This window comes from Pseudomonas sp. HPB0071 (assembly GCF_000478505.2).
Classification (GTDB): domain Bacteria; phylum Pseudomonadota; class Gammaproteobacteria; order Pseudomonadales; family Pseudomonadaceae; genus Chryseomonas; species Chryseomonas luteola.
Map to the genome: position 1 here is coordinate 3,539,875 of NZ_KI517367.1, position 17,401 is coordinate 3,557,275.

The 17,401-nt window shown below is 53.3% G+C and carries 16 protein-coding genes; 8 read left to right on the top strand and 8 right to left on the bottom strand.

Features of this window, described 5'->3' with window-relative positions:
* Positions 1-134: 134 nt before the first annotated feature.
* From nth to metG, 6 genes are all read right to left on the bottom strand, one after another.
* Positions 135-773, bottom strand: coding sequence for an endonuclease III (gene nth, locus HMPREF1487_RS16490; protein ID WP_010797820.1), 639 nt, complete (start codon positions 771-773; stop codon positions 135-137).
* Between the two features lie 44 nt (positions 774-817).
* Positions 818-2,197: an RnfABCDGE type electron transport complex subunit B gene (locus tag HMPREF1487_RS16495; RefSeq protein ID WP_010797821.1), complete on the bottom strand. Its 1,380-nt coding sequence runs from the start codon at positions 2,195-2,197 to the stop codon at positions 818-820.
* 140 nt (positions 2,198-2,337) lie between these two features.
* Positions 2,338-3,120 (bottom strand): ABC transporter ATP-binding protein, encoded by a 783-nt coding sequence (locus HMPREF1487_RS16500; protein WP_010797822.1) that lies wholly within the window; start codon positions 3,118-3,120, stop codon positions 2,338-2,340.
* Positions 3,120-4,193 carry a FecCD family ABC transporter permease gene (locus tag HMPREF1487_RS16505; RefSeq protein WP_010797823.1) on the bottom strand — a complete coding sequence of 358 codons (1,074 nt, stop codon included), beginning with the start codon at positions 4,191-4,193 and terminating at the stop codon, positions 3,120-3,122. Before HMPREF1487_RS16505 ends, HMPREF1487_RS16500 begins: the two co-directional genes overlap by 1 nt.
* Positions 4,190-5,338, bottom strand: coding sequence for an ABC transporter substrate-binding protein (locus HMPREF1487_RS16510; protein ID WP_010797824.1), 1,149 nt, complete (start codon positions 5,336-5,338; stop codon positions 4,190-4,192). Before HMPREF1487_RS16510 ends, HMPREF1487_RS16505 begins: the two co-directional genes overlap by 4 nt.
* A 133-nt stretch (positions 5,339-5,471) precedes the next feature.
* Positions 5,472-7,517, bottom strand: coding sequence for a methionine--tRNA ligase (gene metG, locus HMPREF1487_RS16515; RefSeq protein WP_010797825.1), 2,046 nt, complete (start codon positions 7,515-7,517; stop codon positions 5,472-5,474).
* A 162-nt stretch (positions 7,518-7,679) separates the two neighbouring features.
* Here metG and apbC point away from each other — a divergent pair, with 162 nt between their 5' ends.
* From apbC to HMPREF1487_RS16535, 4 genes are all read left to right on the top strand, one after another.
* Positions 7,680-8,774 (top strand): iron-sulfur cluster carrier protein ApbC, encoded by a 1,095-nt coding sequence (apbC, locus tag HMPREF1487_RS16520; RefSeq protein ID WP_010797826.1) that lies wholly within the window; start codon positions 7,680-7,682, stop codon positions 8,772-8,774.
* Between the two features lie 125 nt (positions 8,775-8,899).
* On the top strand, positions 8,900-9,466 hold the full coding sequence (dcd, locus tag HMPREF1487_RS16525; protein ID WP_010797827.1) for a dCTP deaminase: 567 nt from the start codon (positions 8,900-8,902) through the stop codon (positions 9,464-9,466).
* Between the two features lie 256 nt (positions 9,467-9,722).
* Positions 9,723-10,652 carry a chemotaxis protein CheV gene (locus tag HMPREF1487_RS16530; protein WP_010797828.1) on the top strand — a complete coding sequence of 310 codons (930 nt, stop codon included), beginning with the start codon at positions 9,723-9,725 and terminating at the stop codon, positions 10,650-10,652.
* A gap of 96 nt (positions 10,653-10,748) precedes the next feature.
* Positions 10,749-11,555: an MOSC domain-containing protein gene (locus HMPREF1487_RS16535; RefSeq protein ID WP_010797829.1), complete on the top strand. Its 807-nt coding sequence runs from the start codon at positions 10,749-10,751 to the stop codon at positions 11,553-11,555.
* A gap of 43 nt (positions 11,556-11,598) precedes the next feature.
* Here the strand turns inward: HMPREF1487_RS16535 and rapA are convergent, their stop codons facing one another.
* Positions 11,599-14,421, bottom strand: a complete 2,823-nt coding sequence (rapA, locus tag HMPREF1487_RS16540) for an RNA polymerase-associated protein RapA (protein WP_010797830.1) — start codon at positions 14,419-14,421, stop codon at positions 11,599-11,601.
* A 115-nt stretch (positions 14,422-14,536) separates the two neighbouring features.
* Between rapA and HMPREF1487_RS27975 the strand changes: the two genes are divergently transcribed.
* The 4 genes from HMPREF1487_RS27975 (at position 14,537) to ccoM (ending at position 15,847) form a co-directional block, all read left to right on the top strand.
* Entirely contained in the window at positions 14,537-14,803 is a 267-nt protein-coding gene (locus HMPREF1487_RS27975; protein WP_010797831.1) for a hypothetical protein, read from the top strand.
* A 99-nt stretch (positions 14,804-14,902) separates the two neighbouring features.
* Positions 14,903-15,484 (top strand): alpha-ketoglutarate-dependent dioxygenase AlkB family protein, encoded by a 582-nt coding sequence (locus HMPREF1487_RS16550; RefSeq protein WP_010797832.1) that lies wholly within the window; start codon positions 14,903-14,905, stop codon positions 15,482-15,484.
* Positions 15,481-15,639 carry a hypothetical protein gene (locus HMPREF1487_RS27705; protein ID WP_010797833.1) on the top strand — a complete coding sequence of 53 codons (159 nt, stop codon included), beginning with the start codon at positions 15,481-15,483 and terminating at the stop codon, positions 15,637-15,639. The genes HMPREF1487_RS16550 and HMPREF1487_RS27705 overlap by 4 nt, the downstream gene beginning before the upstream one ends.
* 100 nt (positions 15,640-15,739) lie before the next feature.
* Positions 15,740-15,847, top strand: a complete 108-nt coding sequence (gene ccoM, locus HMPREF1487_RS28250; RefSeq protein WP_010797834.1) for a cytochrome c oxidase subunit CcoM — start codon at positions 15,740-15,742, stop codon at positions 15,845-15,847.
* Positions 15,848-15,955: 108 nt separating this feature from the next.
* Here the strand turns inward: ccoM and HMPREF1487_RS16560 are convergent, their stop codons facing one another.
* On the bottom strand, positions 15,956-17,191 hold the full coding sequence (locus HMPREF1487_RS16560; protein WP_010797835.1) for a sugar MFS transporter: 1,236 nt from the start codon (positions 17,189-17,191) through the stop codon (positions 15,956-15,958).
* Positions 17,192-17,401 lie beyond the last annotated feature (210 nt).

Genomic DNA, 17,401 nt, shown 5'->3' on the forward strand with positions numbered 1-17,401 from the left:
CTAGCATGAGGTGGTCAAGGAGCGGGTGCAGTTTGAGAGGACTACACAGCCCTTTTGGCGCACCTTATAGCGACAAAGTGATGAGTCGTAAAAAAGATTTTTTTAATCGATCAGCTTGAAAGTTACGGTACTTATCAATTATCCGATGTCTTGGCTTTGTATTCGCACAGGTCCTCAATGCGACAGCTCCCACAGCGGGGTTTTCGCGCCTGACACACGTAGCGCCCATGCAGAATCAACCAGTGGTGTGCATCTAGCAGATATTCCTTCGGAACCACCTTGAGAAGCTTTTGCTCCACCTCAACCACATTTTTTCCTGGAGCAAGATTGGTCCGGTTGCTGACACGGAAAATATGCGTATCAACGGCCATTGCAAACTGCCGAAACGCTGTATTTAAAATGACATTTGCAGTTTTACGACCTACGCCAGGAAGGGCTTCCAGTGCCTCACGTGTCTGTGGGACTTCACCGTTGTGCTGCTCGATCAAAATACGGCAGGTCTCGATAACGTTCTTGGCTTTCGTGTTATAGAAATTGATCGTATTGATGTATGCAGAAAGCCCATCCACACCAAGGGCATACAGGCTTTCCGGAGTGTTGGCCACTGGGAACAACTTTGCGGTTGCCTTGTTGACCCCTTTATCGGTGGCTTGTGCCGATAGCATTACGGCAATCAGTAATTCAAAAGGCGTCGTGTAGGACAGCTCGGTCTTGGGATCAGGGTTGTCCTCGTGGAGACGACGAAAGATTTCCAGGCGCTTGGCGGCATTCATGGGAATAGTGGCTCGGCTTTCACGGTATAAGGGCTAACGTATTATTACGATGCCAAATGCTCTGACAGTTTATTTTCAAGCTCGGTCAATCGGCCACGCACTTCCAACAAGACATTCTCGGAAGTGTCCCTGTCGCGTTCAAGGCGTTTTACTTCTGCCTTGGCATAAGCAATCTGCGTCTTAAGGGTCCGCGTTAGAGGGTCGACAGGGCTTTTCTGTATCCGAGTATGCTCCGGCAGAGGTCTGTCTGAAGCCTTTTCAGCCATGTCCAAAGCGTTCTCAGCCTGATGAAGCATTTGGCGCAGTTGCGAAAGCTCCTCTTGAGGCGCACCGTTACGCTCTGCCGAGAGAAACGCGGCACGGGCACTTACTAGACCCAACTTTGCCTGTTTCAATGCGTCCGGCGTCTTGGACGGCGTCTGATCTTCAAGATTTGCCAGGGCTTGTGCAGCAGCGGCAGCTGAACCGTGAAGCATGCTCAGCTGCTCTTGCTGTTCCGGGGTTGGCTGTTGCCCGAATGCTTTCTCAGCTTTACTGAGTTGCGCTCGTGCCATGGCAGCATTGATTTTGGCTCGCTTTATTTCAGCAGAAACATCAATCGGTTGGGCTTGGCTTGAAGGGCGGCTACCACTCAGCGCTTCATCCAGAGCTTGCTGGGCGGCTTCAGCGGCCTGCTTGAGCCATTTAACCTGATCTTCCAATTGTTGTGTGGCACGCTGAGCCAGCTGCTTTTCAGCTTTCTTGAGCGCCATTTGGGCTGTAGAGGCGTTGATCTTGAGTTTTTTAAGTATTACGTCCGCATCAGTGGATGGATCTTTCTGAGCTTTGATGCGCGATATTGCTGCCTGGACAGGATCGACTGACGTGGCAGTTTGAACCGCCTCTGTCGACAATTGAGAGCGTGCCAGACGTGCATCTCGATCGGCCTGTTTACGCTGCTCTTCACGCGCCAGACGTGCGTTGTGTGCGTCATAGCGTAAGCGGTAATGAGCCGCTTGCTGCCGTTGCTGTTCGTGAGAAGGTTGTACAGGTAGCGGGTTCAGATCGATACAGTCGACAGGGCAAGGCGCAATGCACAGTTCACATCCGGTACATTCAGCCGCTATGACCGTGTGCATCAGCTTTGCTGCGCCTACGATGGCATCCACCGGGCAAGCCTTTAAGCATTTGGTACAGCCAATGCATTCTGCCTCACGAATGAACGCTACCTGAGCAGGTGTGGGCAGGTAGGGTGAGTCCAGAGGCGTGGCCTCGACGCCCAGCAGCACGGCCAGATCATGAATGGTTTCATCCCCACCGGGAGGACATTTGTTAATGGCTTCGCCCGCCGCAATGGAAGTGGCATAAGGGAGACAGCCAGGATGGCCACATTTACCGCACTGGGTTTGCGGTAAAAGCGCGTCGATTGCATGTATCAGGCTCATGCACATACATCCAGTGACGTGCGCATGGCGCCAAAAACAAATTCAAGCATGGTCAGCAGATAAAGCGGATAGCCAGACAGGGGCGTATTATCCGGGATATGGCCGCGAATGAACACCTGCCGCTGGCCAGCGGCAGGCTGCTAGATCAACGAGGCGCTATGGAGGCCATCGATCAGGACTTGCGGTCGCCCTTTGGAGCAAGACTCAATCCGTGCGCGAACTCCATAAACTTCTGCCAGACTATCCGCATCGATCACGCTCTGCGGAGTGCCATGAGCCGCCAGGCGTCCATTCTTGAGCATGACAATATGGTCGGTTTGTCTCAAGGCGATGTTGATATCGTGCAACACGATAAGGGTAACCATATCGCGCTGACGTGTTTCCTGGGCTATCACGTCCATCACATGAAACTGGAAGTTCAGATCAAGTGCGCTCAGGGGCTCATCAAGTAAAAGCAGTGTCGGTCTGCGGATCAGGGCCTGTGCCAGACCTACCAGCTGTTTTTGTCCACCAGAGAGCTGGTCAAGGTAGTGCATGCCCAGGTGTTCGATCTCAAGGCGCCTAAGCAGGGTAAGCGCGTCCTCAGTGTCTTTGGCATGCGGCTGCCCAGAGGCACGGCGTGCAACCAGAAGCGACTCGAAAACACGCAGATGGACGCTGGCAGGCAATGTCTGGGGAAGATAGACCACTTTCTCCGCGCGTTTGGCAAAGCTCAGACTGGTAAGCGCCTCTTCGTCCAGTGTGATGGTGCCTTTGGCCGGCGTCAGGCCAGCGATGGCCTTGAGTAAAGTTGACTTACCGCTTCCGTTGGGACCGAGCAAGGCGGTTACCTTGCCATGCGTAATGCCTTCAAGGGTAAGGTCCTGAATGATCGTTTTTTTGCCATAGCCAACATTCAGCCCCTGCATGGATAACGCGTGCATTACAGGCCTCCCTTGTTACGCAGGACAACCGTGAGGAAAAAGGGTATACCCACAAGAGCCGTTACGATTCCAACCGGTATCAGCACGCCGGGGAGCAGGTTCTTGGATGCAACAGATGCAAGTGAAAGAATCAACGCACCGGCCAAGGCGCTGGCAGGTAGATAGAACCGGTGATCTTCGCCAAAGATCAGGCGAGAAATGTGCGGGCCTACCAAGCCAATGAAGCCGATGGTGCCTACAAACGCCACAGCCAGGGCGGTGAGAATACTAACTCTCAGCAGGGTGCCTAGCCTTAAGCGCTTGACATTGATTCCAAAGCTGGCTGCACGATCCTCACCGAGTCGTAACGCTGTCAGCTGCCATGCCCGACGAAGCGACAAGGGAAGTGCGATGGCAAGTGCCAGCGCCAGAATGCCGAGCTTGAGCCAGGTGGCTCGGGCAAGGCTTCCCATGGTCCAGAAGACCAGTCCTGAAAGCGTATCCTCACTGGCAACAAATTGAACCAGCGATACTAGTGCCTGAAAGGTAAAGCCCAAGGCAATACCGAACAGCACAATGGCGCTGGTTGTGGCTTGACGAAGCCGTGCGACAACGTCGAGTAGAAGGGTTGCTGCCAGAACAAACACAAAGGCGTTGATCGAGATAAGCCACTCGCTGGGTACACCCGGAATGCCCAGATTCAACACAATGGCCAGGGCCGCTCCGAACGCGGCGGCGTGTGAAAGCCCTAGCGTGAAAGGGCTGGCCAGAGGGTTATTCAGTATTGTCTGCATTTCGGCGCCGGCAAGGCCTAACGCTGCGCCGACACAAACTGCCATGAGCGCTTGCGGGAGACGAATATTCCAGACAATAACCGCCTGACTAGGACTGACCGATTCGCGATGCACTAGGGTTTGCCAGAGATCACTAACGCTCAGGCCGGCCGGCCCGAGCGTGAAGTCCAGTAATAACGAACAACCAATCGCGATTACGAAGATCGCCAGAATAAGGAGTCGCTTACTCAGGAGCGAGCGGTAATCGTTAGAGAGAGAGGCATCCAGGGCAGGATGCTCAATCGATTGCTTGGCGTTCATGGATTACTCTTGGCTTGCGTCCAGTAGGCGCCACGGATATCGACAGGAAGGAACTGGTTATTCAGCTCATCCAGCGTTTGCTTGGGGTCGACGTCCTTGAACGCGTCCGGGTAGAACCATTTGGCAAATGCCTCGATGGCCAAAATGTTGTAGGGCGAGTTATAGAAATTATGCCAGATGCCGTACGTACGGCCTTCATGAACAGCTCTGAGCGGCGCGATTTCCTGACGCTTGAGCAGACCTTGCAGGCTGGCGGCCGCGGCATCATCCGTAACGCCTGCGCCTGACTTCAGGCCATTGTCAGTGGAGCTCATGTCCCGAGTGCCACTTGCAATGTAGATATCAGGGTTAACACTCAGAAGGGTCTCGGCATTGATGTCGCCGATTACGCCAGGCAGCAGGGGAGCGGCCAGGTTGTTGCCTCCAGCCGCTTCGATAAATTCGCCAAAGTTGCCTTTACCGGCCGTATGGCAGCACGCTGCGCCAGGCCAGATACCTGCCAGCATTTCGATGAAGACATTGGGACGTTTGTCGCTAGGGATAGTTGAGACGGTTTTCTGAATTCGATCCAGATGACGTTGATAGAACGCGATGTAATCTTCAGCCTGCTTTTCTCGATGCACAGCCTTGCCAAGTACACGCATGCTGGGAATGGTGTTTTGCATGGGGTGCTGACGGAAATCAATGAAAACAACCGGCACACCTGCAGCCTTTAGCTGCTCTACCAGCTCATTCTTGACGCCCGGGCCGTGACCAGCAATGCCGAAGATTGCAATATCAGGCTTCAGGGAGATCGCTTTTTCATCGTTGACACTGGCTTCAGACGTTTTGCCAATAGTCGGGATCCTGTCGATTTGAGGATACTTGGCCTGATAGGCCGCGTAGCCCTGCTTGTCTACGGTACTGAGTTCACCTTGCCAGCCAACAATACGGTCGAGTGGCTTGTCGCCTTCCAGTAGAGCCAGTGCATAAAGCATCCGTCCTTCGCCCAGAAGGATACGGTCAACCTTGGCAGGAATTTCTACCTGGCGACCAGCGATATCAGTAATAGTCTCAGCATGAAGACCACTCGACATGATGGCAGCCAGAGAAAAGCCTGATAGAAGGCCAAGCCAGCGCTTGCCAGACAATATGGAATTAAACATTACTCTTCCCTGCAAATGAGATGCTTTATTATTAGGCGACTAACAGCTTATGTTTTCAAGTCTCTTTGCAATATTTAGCCGTTATTGTTCAACCACTTATAAGAAAAACGGCCGCTTATAGCGGCCGTTTTGATTACTTCACTCGCTGCCCTGGCAAGGCACCCGCGTCTGGACTTAACAGAAAAATATCCTTCCCACCAGGACCGGCTGCCAGCACCATGCCTTCGGAAACACCAAAGCGCATCTTACGGGGAGCCAGATTGGCAACGTACAGAGTAAGGCGACCTTCCAGCGTAGCGGGGTCATAGGCGCTCTTGATCCCAGAGAACACATTGCGCAGTTCGTCGCCAATATCCAACGTGAGTTGCAGAAGCTTGTCGGCTCCCGCTACCGCTTCAGCCTTGACGATACGTGCTACTCGCAGATCTACAGCGGAAAAGGCATCGAAGTCGATGGTTCCTGCAATAGGCTCCTTAGCCAGTTCACCATTATTGGAGGCCTGAGGCGCTGTAGTGCTGGCAGTCAGGTCTTCTTTTGATGCTTCGATCATCTCGGTCACTTTTGCAGATTCGATTCGTGTCATGAGGGGTGCAAACGGGTTTAGCTGATGATTCGCCAATGCCGTTGAAAGATCTTCCCAGCGCAGCGGAGCTATATTCAGGAACGTTTCGGCGGCCTCTGCGAGCTTGGGGAGTACGGGCTTGAGGAAGATGACCAGTTGACGGAAGAGATTGATGCCCAATGCGCAGATTGCCTGGACTTCATCCTGTTTGCCTTCCTGCTTGGCCAGTGCCCAAGGCGCTTTTTCAGCAATCCAGGCGTTAGCCTGGTCGGCCAGCGCCATGATTTCACGCATGGCGCGCCCAAACTCCCGACCTTCATAGGCTTCGGCGATGCTGGGCGCCGCGGCCTGAAATGCCTGCCAGAGTTCAGGTGCCGGGTTGGCCTCGATCAAGAGCCCGTTATTACCCTTGTGAATGAAGCCAGCACAGCGGCTGGCGATATTGACAACCTTGCCCACCAGATCGGAATTGACTTTCTGGACAAAATCTTCAAGGTTCAGGTCCAGATCATCTACACCGCGCCCCAGCTTGGCGGCATAGTAGTAACGCAGGTATTCAGGCGAGAGATGCTCAAGGTAGGTACGTGCCTTGACGAACGTACCGCGTGACTTCGACATTTTCTGCCCATTTACCGTAACGTAACCATGAACGTTGACGGCGGTAGGCTTGCGGTAGCCTGCACCCTCCAGCATGGCTGGCCAGAACAAGGCATGGAAGTTGACAATATCCTTGCCGATAAAGTGATAGAGCTCTGCGGTGGAGTCCTTGCCCCAGAACGCATCGAACTCAAGGCCTAGTTCCGGACGATGAGTGATCAGGTTCTGGAAGCTGGCCATGTAGCCAATTGGAGCGTCCAGCCAGACATAAAAATACTTGCCAGGCGCATCAGGGATTTCGAAGCCGAAGTAAGGCGCGTCACGGCTGATGTCCCACTCCTGCAGACCGGCATCGAGCCATTCGGCAATCTTGTTGGCTACTGACTCCTGTAAGGCGCCGCCGCGCGTCCAGCTTTTGAGCATGGCGTCGAAGTCAGGTAGCTTGAAGAAAAAGTGTTGCGATTCCTTGAGAACAGGTGTCGCGCCGGAGATGGCTGACTTTGGATTGATCAGATCCGTTGGTTCATAGGTAGCGCCACACTTTTCGCAGTTATCACCATATTGATCCTCGGTGCCGCATTTAGGGCAGGTGCCCTTGATGAAGCGGTCAGCCAGGAACATGTTCTTGTCCGGGTCGAAGTACTGGGTCACTGCACGTGTAGCAATGTGGCCTGCATCCCGTAGCTTCAGATAGATCTGGCTTGCCAGCGCACGGTTCTCTTCCGAGTGCGTCGAATAGTAATTGTCGAAATCAATAAGAAAATCGGCGAAATCCGCCATGTGCTCGGTACGAACACCATCAATAAGCTGTTGCGGCGTAACGCCTTCACGTTCGGCGCGCAGCATGATGGCGGAGCCATGGGCATCATCGGCACAGACATAGATGCACTGATTGCCGCGCAGTTTTTGATAGCGCACCCAGATATCAGTCTGGATGTACTCCAGCATATGGCCAAGGTGAATCGAACCGTTGGCATAGGGGAGGGCGCTAGTGACAAGAATCTTCCGGGGTTCGGACATAGGGCTCGACTGTCAATTAAGGCTAAAAATAATTGAACACTATAAAGGCCGAACCGTTTTTTTTCACGCCTGGTCCAATAGCTGAGTATTCGGGTAGGTTTTATCCTGTCTGACCGGTAGCATAGTGACTACGATTACACCGTACCCTTGTTTGGAGCTGTTATGAGCGCACTTACCCGCGAAGTGGTAGAAGCCACTCTGCGCCAGTACACCGATCCCTACCTCAACCAGGACCTGGTCACCGCAGGTTGCCTGCGCGATGTCACCCTTAACGGCGGACACATCGTCGTTAGCATCGAACTGGGTTATGCGGCGGGACTGTTCAAGAATGGCATGGCACAGGTGCTCAAGAATTCGTTGGAAAACCTGCCAGGTGTGACCCAGGCGGATGTCCAGATCCAGTGTGTCATCAAGCCCCATGCGGCTCAGCCTCAGGTTGAGGCGATGTCGAACGTAAAGAATATTATTGCGGTCGCGTCTGGTAAGGGTGGGGTCGGCAAGTCCACGACTTCTGCCAACCTCGCGCTGGCCCTGGCACGTGAAGGGGCTCGAGTAGGTATCCTGGATGCCGACATTTACGGCCCCAGCCAGGGCATCATGTTTGGTTTGCCTGAAGGTACACGTCCCAAGATCCAGGATGAGAAGTGGTTCATTCCGCTGGTGGCACATGGGGTCGAAGTCATGTCCATGGCTTTCCTGACCGATGAGCGCACACCTGTGGTGTGGCGTGGTCCGATGGTGTCGGGCGCGCTGCTGCAGCTGATTACTCAGACCGCTTGGAATAATCTGGATTACCTCGTCATCGATATGCCGCCAGGCACGGGTGACATCCAGCTTACGCTGGCCCAGAAGGTTCCTGTAGCTGGTTCTGTCATCGTAACGACTCCGCAGGATCTGGCCCTTCTTGATGCCAAGAAGGGCGTTGAGATGTTCCGTAAGGTCAATATTCCAGTGTTGGGCGTAGTCGAGAATATGGCTGTGCACATCTGCTCAAATTGTGGTCATGCCGAGCATTTGTTTGGCGAGGGCGGCGGCAACAAGCTTGCCAGTCAGTATGGGGTTGATCTTCTAGCCTCTCTGCCGTTATCCATGGCTATTCGCGAGCAGGCGGACCAAGGACGTCCTACGGCCATCGCTGATCCAGACAGCCAGATCGCCATGATTTATCAGGATATGGCGCGTCATGTTGGCGCACGCATTGCCCAGAGTGGAAAAAAGGCTGCCATCATGCCCACCATCACGGTTTCGGACGACTGATACCATTGACGAGCGAGGGACTGAATAGCGTTGGTCCTTCGCTTTCTCATGGTTTAGGTCTTTGATGAGTGCCGCCGTACCGGTAAGATGTGCGGTTATGTTTTTACCCCTGACAGGACAGTGCCATGAGCATCAAAGCAGATAAGTGGATTCGCCGCATGGCCCAGGAACACGGCATGATCGAGCCGTTCGTTGAGCGGCAGATGCGTGGGGAGGGAGCCGACCGGCTGATCTCTTTTGGCGTGTCCAGCTACGGTTACGATGTGCGCTGCGCTGATGAGTTCAAAGTATTCACCAACATCCATTCAGCTACCGTCGACCCGAAGAATTTCGATGAAAAAAGCTTCGTCGATATCAAGGGAGATGTTTGCGTTATTCCGCCAAACTCCTTTGCGCTGGCGCGTACCGTCGAGTACTTCCGTATTCCTCGTAACGTATTGACCATCTGCCTTGGCAAAAGCACTTATGCCCGCTGTGGCATTATCGTGAATGTCACGCCGCTTGAGCCGGAGTGGGAAGGGCACGTAACACTGGAGTTCTCCAATACTACAAACCTGCCGGCCAAAATCTACGCCAATGAGGGCGTGGCTCAAATGCTGTTCCTGGAATCTGACGAGCCTTGCGAGGTGTCTTACAAGGATCGTGGTGGAAAGTATCAGGGGCAACGCGGTGTAACACTGCCGAAAGCCTGACTGACAATAGTGGAAGAAGCCGGGCGTGTCCCGGCTTTTTCATGCCTGCTGATCTAACCAGTCTGCTCAACTGTATTAAGAGGCCGGTTAGACGGAGGCATAATAAACGCTTTAAGTAGACCCTACCGCATGCCGATACAGTAAGAGCCATACAGCCATCTGTCGTGGCTGAGCGGACGGGCTTTTGCAGAGTTTCGCTTCAAGGTCCTTGCAAGATGGCCGATACCTAGGAAACGCTATTCTTAGGAGATTTGGCATGGCTAGCATTCTTGACTCTGTCGACCAGCGCACGCAGCTGGTAGGCGAGAACCGTCTGGAAATTCTGATGTTTCGTCTGTCCAGTCGGCAGATGTTTGCCATCAACGTGTTTAAGGTGCAGGAAGTATTGCACCTGCCCAAACTGACTTTAATGCCCAAGCGTAATCCGATGGTCTGCGGTGTCATTCATCTGCGCGGACAAACACTGCCGGTTATTGACCTGGCATGTGCCATTGGCATGAGGCCGATTGTGCCTGATCAAAACAGCACGATTATCGTCACTGAGTACAACCGCACCGTCCAGGCGTTCCTGGTAGGAAGCGTGGATCGCATCATCAACCTTAACTGGGACAGCATCCAACCACCTCCGGGTGGAGCCGGTCGTCAACATTATCTGACGGCTATTACCAAGTTTGAGGACAAGCTGATCGAAGTCATCGATGTAGAAAAAGTACTGGCTGAAATCGTGCCTTATAACGTCAAGGTTTCCCGCGAGCGCTTGGACGACTCGTTGCTGACCAAGGCGAAGTCACGTGAAATTATGTTGGTGGATGACTCCAGCACCGCGCTCAATCAGATGCGCGATACGTTGACGCAGCTCGGTTTGACGTTCCACATCGCTACGGATGGTCTCAAGGCGTTGCAAAAGCTCAAGCAATGGGCCAAGGACGGGGTCAATGTCTCTGAAAAGCTGCTAATGCTTATTACAGACGCTGAAATGCCGGAAATGGATGGCTATCGCCTAACGACGGAGATCCGTCAGGATCCTCAGCTCAGTAGCCTCTACGTCGTACTCCATACCTCGCTATCCGGTAGTTTCAACGAGGCGATGGTCAAGAAAGTAGGCTGCAACGCATTCCTGTCCAAGTTCCAGCCTGATTTGTTGGTTGAGGCGGTACGAACCCGATTGAGCCTGCTAGACCAATAAGTGTAGGTCCTGACGATAATTTTGTCCGTCAAGCCTGCACACAGGCGCTGATCTTTTCTAGACTCACGGCTTCTTTGGTCGACAGGAAGCCGTGCCATGTTTCATCTCAGCGGACTTTATCGTTATCCCGTCAAATCTACTGCGCCTGAGCCTCTTGAGCGTGCCGATATTGATTGCCTAGGCGTGGCGGGTGATCGGCGATGGATGGTGGTAGAGGCTTCGACAGGACGTTTCCTGACCCAGCGATTGTTACCCAGCATGGGGCAGATTGTAGCCCGTTGGATCAGTAACGGTTGTCTCTCGCTTGATGCCCCTGGAATGTCAACGCTTGAAATTTCCGTTCCTCTGCCAGATGAGGCCTTGCAGGGCGTCACACTCTGGCGAGACACGTTCCAGGTTCCAGAGGCAGGAGAAGAAGCCAATGCCTGGTTAAGCACCTTCTTGGACAGACCTTGTCGCTTGGTGTACATGCCCGAAAGTCGGGCGCGTCAGGTTGATACTGCTTATGCCAGTCCTGGTGATTACGTTAATTTCGCAGATGGTTTTCCATTGCTACTGATTGGCCAAGCCTCTCTGGATGATCTGGCTCAGCGCGTGGGCCGGCCTTTGGATATGAGGCGGTTCAGACCTAATCTGGTCGTTGAAGGTAGCAAGGCTTACGCGGAGGATAAATGGACGCATATACGAATAGGGGAGGTTGAATTTCGTATTGTGAAGCCTTGCTCTCGGTGTGTACTGATTACTGTTGATCCGGTTACCAGCGTGCGCAGTCATGACCGGGAGCCTTTAGCAACACTGAAGACTTATAGAGAACATGAGGGCGCCGTTTACTTTGGGCAGAATCTGATCCAGCTTAATCCAGGCGCAGTGAATATCGGTATGCCTGTTGAGGTGCTGGCATAGCGCAGTGGAAATGAAAAGGCCCTTCTGAGAAGGGCCTTTGTCATCAACCAGCTACTAGAACCCGTATGGATTCAAGGCGTAGCGATGCTTTGTCCAAGTGGGTAATACCTTCTTCACGCTGCTGACGCAGGGTGTCGATTTCAGTATCACGAACACTTGGGTTGACGGCTTGCAATGCCGTCAAGCGAGCCAGCTCCTCGTCCATGTTAGCAACGAAACGCTGACGTGCCAGTTCGACGCGCTCGTTATGACGAGGCAATACCTTGCCTTCGCCAGCCGCCACGAGTTTGCTCAAGGCGTCACGCTGGGCTTGAACAAACTTGTTGGCGCTTCCGCGTGGTACGCTTTCCAGCTGATCATTAAGCGTCTCGAACGAAACGCGTGCAGCCAGATCATTGCCGTTTGCATCCAGCAGGCAGCGAAGGGCAATAGGGGGCAGGAAGCGAGTCAACTGAAGTGAACGTGGGGCTACCGCCTCGCTGACGTAAAGCAATTCAAGCAGTACTGTGCCAGGCTTGAGTGCCTTGTTCTTGATCAGCGCTACCGCCGTGTTGCCCATCGAGCCTGATAGCACAAGGTCCATGCCGCCCTGGACCATGGGGTGCTCCCAGGTAAGAAACTGCATGTCTTCGCGTGCCAAGGCCAGATCCCGATCATAGGTAATCGTCACACCTTCATCGTTACCCAGCGGGAAGCCTGCATCGAGCATTTTTTCGCTGGGCTTGAGAATGAGCGCATTATCGGAGTGGTCTTCGCTGTCAACACCAAAGGCATCCAATAGCTTCTCCATATAGATCGGCAGTGCAAACTCGTCATCCTGTTCCAGGATCGCCTCCTGAAGCTCTTCACCTTCGCCGGAGCCACTGGAGTTAAGCTCAAGCAACCGATCGCGGCCTATATGCAGCTCGGCTTCAAGTGCTTCACGTGTGCGGCGACCCTCTTCAAGCAGAGCTTGCCAGCTGTCTTCATCTCCACCAGGGAGCAGCGTGTTGAGCTGTTCACCGAAGCGCTGCTCTAGCGTATTGCCGGTAGGGCAGGTTGACAGAAACGCATTCAGTGCATGGTGATACCACTGGAACTTGCGCTCCTGTGCGCTACCTTCGAGGTAAGGAACATGCAGCTGAATAGTGTGGCGCTGACCGATCCGGTCCAAACGGCCGATTCGCTGTTCCAGCAAGTCAGGGTGCGCGGGTAGATCGAACAACACGAGATGATGGGCAAACTGGAAGTTGCGTCCTTCACTACCAATTTCAGAGCAGATTAGTACCTGCGCCCCAAATTCTTCGTCAGCGAAGTAGGCGGCAGCCCGGTCACGCTCAAGAATGCTCATCCGCTCATGGAAAACCGTGGCCGGAATACCCGAGCGCAGTCGCAAGGCGTCTTCCAAATCCAGTGCAGTCTCTGCATGTGCACAGATGACTAGAACCTTGAATTTTTTCAAGCTCTTGAGGGTTTCAATCAGCCACTCTACACGTGGGTCATGGCGCCACCAGCGATCGTTTTCATCCTCTGGAACATACAGTGTTTCAGGATACAGCGAGGCGCTGGCATCCATGTACTGATCCGGGAAGGGCAAGGCTGATGCGTCCAGGTTTCGCTCTGGAAAGCCCAGCACTGCGGCGCGAGTATTACGGAAAAGAACCCGACCTGTCCCGTGACGGTCCAGCAGCTCACGAATAAGACGTGAGCGAGCCTCTTCATCACCAGCCGCAGCGGATGTAAGCAGCGTGTCGCCTTCCTCGCCCAGGAAGCCATGAATGGCAGCACGTGAAGCATCGCTCATCGTGCCGTGATCCAGCAGCTCTTGAACAGCTTCGGCAACCGGGCGGTAATTGGCACTTTCATTACGGAATGCTTCAAGATCGTGGAAGCGATTAGGATCCAGCAGGCGCAGGCGGGCAAAGTGGCTGTCTTGACCAAGCTGTTCGGGCGTAGCGGTCAGAAGCAGGACGCCAGGGATGACTTCAGCCAGCTGCTCGACCAGAGCATATTCGGGACTTACCTGTTCCGGGTGCCATACAAGGTGATGGGCTTCATCCACAACCATAAGGTCCCAGCCGGCTGCAAACGCGGCGTCCTGGGCGCGCTCATCACGCTTTAGCCAGTCCAAAGAGACCAAAGCAATCTGATTATCTTCAAAAGGATTGGTCGCGTCACTGGCGCGGAAGCGCTCTGAATCGAACAGGGCGACTTCCAGATTGAAGCGCCGGCGCATCTCTACCAGCCACTGATGCTGGAGGTTTTCAGGCACAAGAATCAGAATGCGACGCGCACGACCACTGAGCAGCTGGCGATGGATAACAAGACCTGCTTCGATCGTCTTGCCAAGGCCCACTTCGTCGGCCAAAAGGACACGTGGAGCAATACGGTCAGCTACACTACGGGCAATATGCAGCTGGTGTGGGATAGGTTGGGCTCGAGCGCCTGCCAGCCCCCAGAGTGGCGATTGTAAGAGACGACTGCTGTGTTCAAGTGTGTGGTAACGCAGGCTGAACCAGGAAAGCGGGTCGATTTGACCTGCGAAAAGACGATCACTTGCCAGACGGAACTGAATAAAGTTGGACAGTTCAGCCTCGGTCATCGTGCGAGGTTCGTTTTTGGCATTCAAACCGTGATAGGTGAGCAGGCCTTCGTTTTCTTCCACCTCACGAACGGTGAGTTTCCAGCCTTCAAAGTGGGTGATTTCATCACCTGGTGCGAAGCGTACGCGGGTCAAGGGTGCGTTGCGTTGAGCATACTGGCGTGTTTCTCCGGTAGCCGGATACAGTACGGTCAGAAGGCGTCCATCCTGTGCCAGGATGGTACCGAGCCCCAGCTCGGCTTCACTGTCACTGATCCAACGTTGCCCAGGTTGATACTGCGCCATGTAGTAGCTTCTCCCGCCCATTCAAAAAGCCGGTTATGTTAACGAATGCGCCCGCCGAGGCCAAAGCCTGATGGCATAAAATCTTTAAATAGGTATATCGCGAGAGGACAAGTTGATGTTACCGCCCATACCGCAAGCCTTGATTCCGATCACTACGCAGCACGATTCCGTAAAGCCTCGACCGGACATCGCTCCAGTAACAGCTGTCGCCCATGCAAAGGACGCGGGCTTTCAATCCGTTCTGGATGAGCAAAAGCTGGAGCAGGAAAGCGAAAAACGTCGCAAGCGTAAGCGGGGACTGCAGGTTTTACTGCCGGATGAGCGTGCCGAAGCATTGATGGAACCTTCCGAAAAAGGGCAGTGTGTTGATATCAAAGTTTAGGCGGCGGCTGGGTTCTATCAAGCCATATATAGCGCTCTGTATAAGTCAATGCCAAGAGAGGGTCGGCCGCAAGCCCTCTCGGGAAGGAGAAGGGAGGCCATGACTCAGACAGGTTTGGCGAATGCCGATGTGACGCTCTATGAGTCTTGGGTTGTTTCTCAGGAAGCTGACGACTGGATGGCGGAGCTGATTAAACAAACGCCATGGGAGCAGCCGCAGGTGCAGGTTTACGGCAAGAGCTATCCAATTCCCAGGCTCGTTGCTTGGTATGGTGATCCTGGAATCAGTTATGGATATTCCAGTCTTGCGCATCCTTCTTTGCCTTGGACGGAGCTTCTTGGCGATATTCGTGGTCGAGTAAGTCGGTTTTGTGAACACCCATTCAATGGGGTGTTGATCAACTATTATCGTAACGGCCAAGATGCCATGGGTTGGCATAGTGATAGCGAGGCCGTGCTGGGCCGAAACCCTACAATTGCTTCGTTAAGCTTGGGAGAGGCGCGACGTTTCGACCTGCGTCGTCGCGGTGTGCAACGTATCGAGCATTCCATCGAGCTAACGCACGGCTCGCTTCTGGTTATGCGAGGTGCTACCCAGCATTATTGGCAGCATCAAGTTGCCCGTACAAAACGGTCCATGTCTTCTCGACTCAATCTTACTTTTCGTTGGATACGAACGTGAGCGATAACAACCTGATTGATTTTACTTCCGAGCGAAGCAAGCGCATCCATGATTTGAATGAAAAACGGCTGAACGAGATGCGTCAGGCGTTCGAACAGGCTCTGCCATTGGCGAAGCCCAAAAAGAAAGGCAAGTCAAAGCCCAAGAAACGTTGAGTGTCAGTTACCTACCTACCCAACCATTGACTGAGGTCAATAATCCGAAGCTGTCTCTCGTTTAACGTATACCCATTGCTTGGCCGCAGAGATCATCACCATGTTTATCGATGATGTCATCACAATGGGTATCGGCGCGTTGGCTTCGATTTCGCTATTTATTGCGGTTGTAGGTTTCATCGTCTGGAAGGATATGCATAAACGCTGACCTTCTGGACAAAGGGCACGCAAGGCACTTGGGCGACTTCGGTCGCCTTTTTTTTGCTTTATTTTCAGGGATTAGAAAAAGGCTGGCTAAAAAGCCAGCCTTTTGTGTTTAGTGAGCAACTACAGGTTTGGTGCGATAGCCTTTCAAACCGTAGAAGAGAATGTAGACATAGCCCAGCATCGGAACAAAGAACGACATCAGCAGGCCGATAGAGTCAGCAAACATAGCCTGGATAAACGGAACCAGTGCGCCGCCAACGATGCCCATGCACAGCAGACCAGAGCCCTTACTGGTGAACTTGCCTAGGCCGTCTAGAGCCAGGGAGAAGATGGTGGGGAACATAATGGAGTTGAACAGACCAATGCAAAGCAGAGCCCACATTGCTGCCTTACCACTGACTGCCATGGCAATCGCAAGCAATACGACGTTTGCAACGCTGTTGAAGGCCAGCACATAGTTAGGTCTGACGCGTGCCATGATCACACCACCGACAAAGCGGCCTACCATCGCGCCGCCCCAGTACAGAGCCAGGTAGCGTCCAGCTACATCACTCGAGAGGCCTGCCACGTCAGGGCTTTCCATCAGGCTGATCAGGTAGGTGCCGATCGATACCTCGGAGCCTACATACATGAAAATACCGATAACACCGAGAAGAAGGTGCTTGTACTGCCAGATGCTTTTGGCTTCGTGCTGAGGAGCGCTGTTCTGCTGGGTCTGAACTTCGTCATTACCGCCTTTGATTTGCGGCAATTTGATAAAGCCAATGATCACGGCAATTGCCAGAAGCATACCGGCCAGAATCAGGTAGGGCATCTGTACCGAAGAGGCATCTGTGCTGTGCTCGACCAGTGCCAGAATGGTTACGGCGCCAATCAGCGGGCCTACGGTTGTGCCCAGGGAGTTGAAGGCCTGAGTCAGGGTCAGACGGCTTGCAGCGGTTTCCGGCTTACCAAGAACAGTAACGTAGGGGTTGGCTGCCACCTGAAGGACAGTGATACCACCCGCTAGTACGAATAGGGCCAGTAGGAAGAAGGCGTAGGAGTGCGCTCCGGCAGCTGGATAAAACAGCAAACAGCCAACAGCAGCTGTACATAAACCGAAGATAATTCCCTTCTTGTAGCCAAGCCCCTCAACCAGGCGACCTGCCGGGAACGAGACGATGAAGTACGCGGTAAAGAAACAGAACTGAATCAGCGAGGCTTGAACGTAGCTCAGCGTGAAGACAGCCTTGAGGTGAGGAACCAGAATATCATTCAGCGAGGTAATCAATCCCCACATGAAGAACAGTACGGTCAGTACCGACAGGGGGCCTCTGTAATTTGGAACTTCGTTGGAATTATTCATCTTCTCTCCAAAGGGGTAGGCGACTCAAATAAACGCCCGTTTAAAGCTCGCATATGATTGATCCAATCCGTTTCGGTTCAATCCGCGCGGAATAATAGTTATGAACCGTGCAGAAATCGATTCAGCGAGAGGTTAAATTTTTAAAAAGTTCGTCTAAAGTCATGTTTTGGTTGTAAAAAAACCCGCACGGTGTGCGGGTTTTAGGGTGTT

Coding starts and splice junctions, on each gene's coding strand:
- nth (WP_010797820.1), bottom strand. CDS start 773: ATGAATGCCGCCAAGCGCCTGGAAATCTTTCGTCGTCTCCACGAGGAC.
- HMPREF1487_RS16495 (WP_010797821.1), bottom strand. CDS start 2,197: ATGAGCCTGATACATGCAATCGACGCGCTTTTACCGCAAACCCAGTGC.
- HMPREF1487_RS16500 (WP_010797822.1), bottom strand. CDS start 3,120: ATGCACGCGTTATCCATGCAGGGGCTGAATGTTGGCTATGGCAAAAAA.
- HMPREF1487_RS16505 (WP_010797823.1), bottom strand. CDS start 4,193: ATGAACGCCAAGCAATCGATTGAGCATCCTGCCCTGGATGCCTCTCTC.
- HMPREF1487_RS16510 (WP_010797824.1), bottom strand. CDS start 5,338: ATGTTTAATTCCATATTGTCTGGCAAGCGCTGGCTTGGCCTTCTATCA.
- metG (WP_010797825.1), bottom strand. CDS start 7,517: ATGTCCGAACCCCGGAAGATTCTTGTCACTAGCGCCCTCCCCTATGCC.
- apbC (WP_010797826.1), top strand. CDS start 7,680: ATGAGCGCACTTACCCGCGAAGTGGTAGAAGCCACTCTGCGCCAGTAC.
- dcd (WP_010797827.1), top strand. CDS start 8,900: ATGAGCATCAAAGCAGATAAGTGGATTCGCCGCATGGCCCAGGAACAC.
- HMPREF1487_RS16530 (WP_010797828.1), top strand. CDS start 9,723: ATGGCTAGCATTCTTGACTCTGTCGACCAGCGCACGCAGCTGGTAGGC.
- HMPREF1487_RS16535 (WP_010797829.1), top strand. CDS start 10,749: ATGTTTCATCTCAGCGGACTTTATCGTTATCCCGTCAAATCTACTGCG.
- rapA (WP_010797830.1), bottom strand. CDS start 14,421: ATGGCGCAGTATCAACCTGGGCAACGTTGGATCAGTGACAGTGAAGCC.
- HMPREF1487_RS27975 (WP_010797831.1), top strand. CDS start 14,537: ATGTTACCGCCCATACCGCAAGCCTTGATTCCGATCACTACGCAGCAC.
- HMPREF1487_RS16550 (WP_010797832.1), top strand. CDS start 14,903: ATGACTCAGACAGGTTTGGCGAATGCCGATGTGACGCTCTATGAGTCT.
- ccoM (WP_010797834.1), top strand. CDS start 15,740: ATGTTTATCGATGATGTCATCACAATGGGTATCGGCGCGTTGGCTTCG.
- HMPREF1487_RS16560 (WP_010797835.1), bottom strand. CDS start 17,191: ATGAATAATTCCAACGAAGTTCCAAATTACAGAGGCCCCCTGTCGGTA.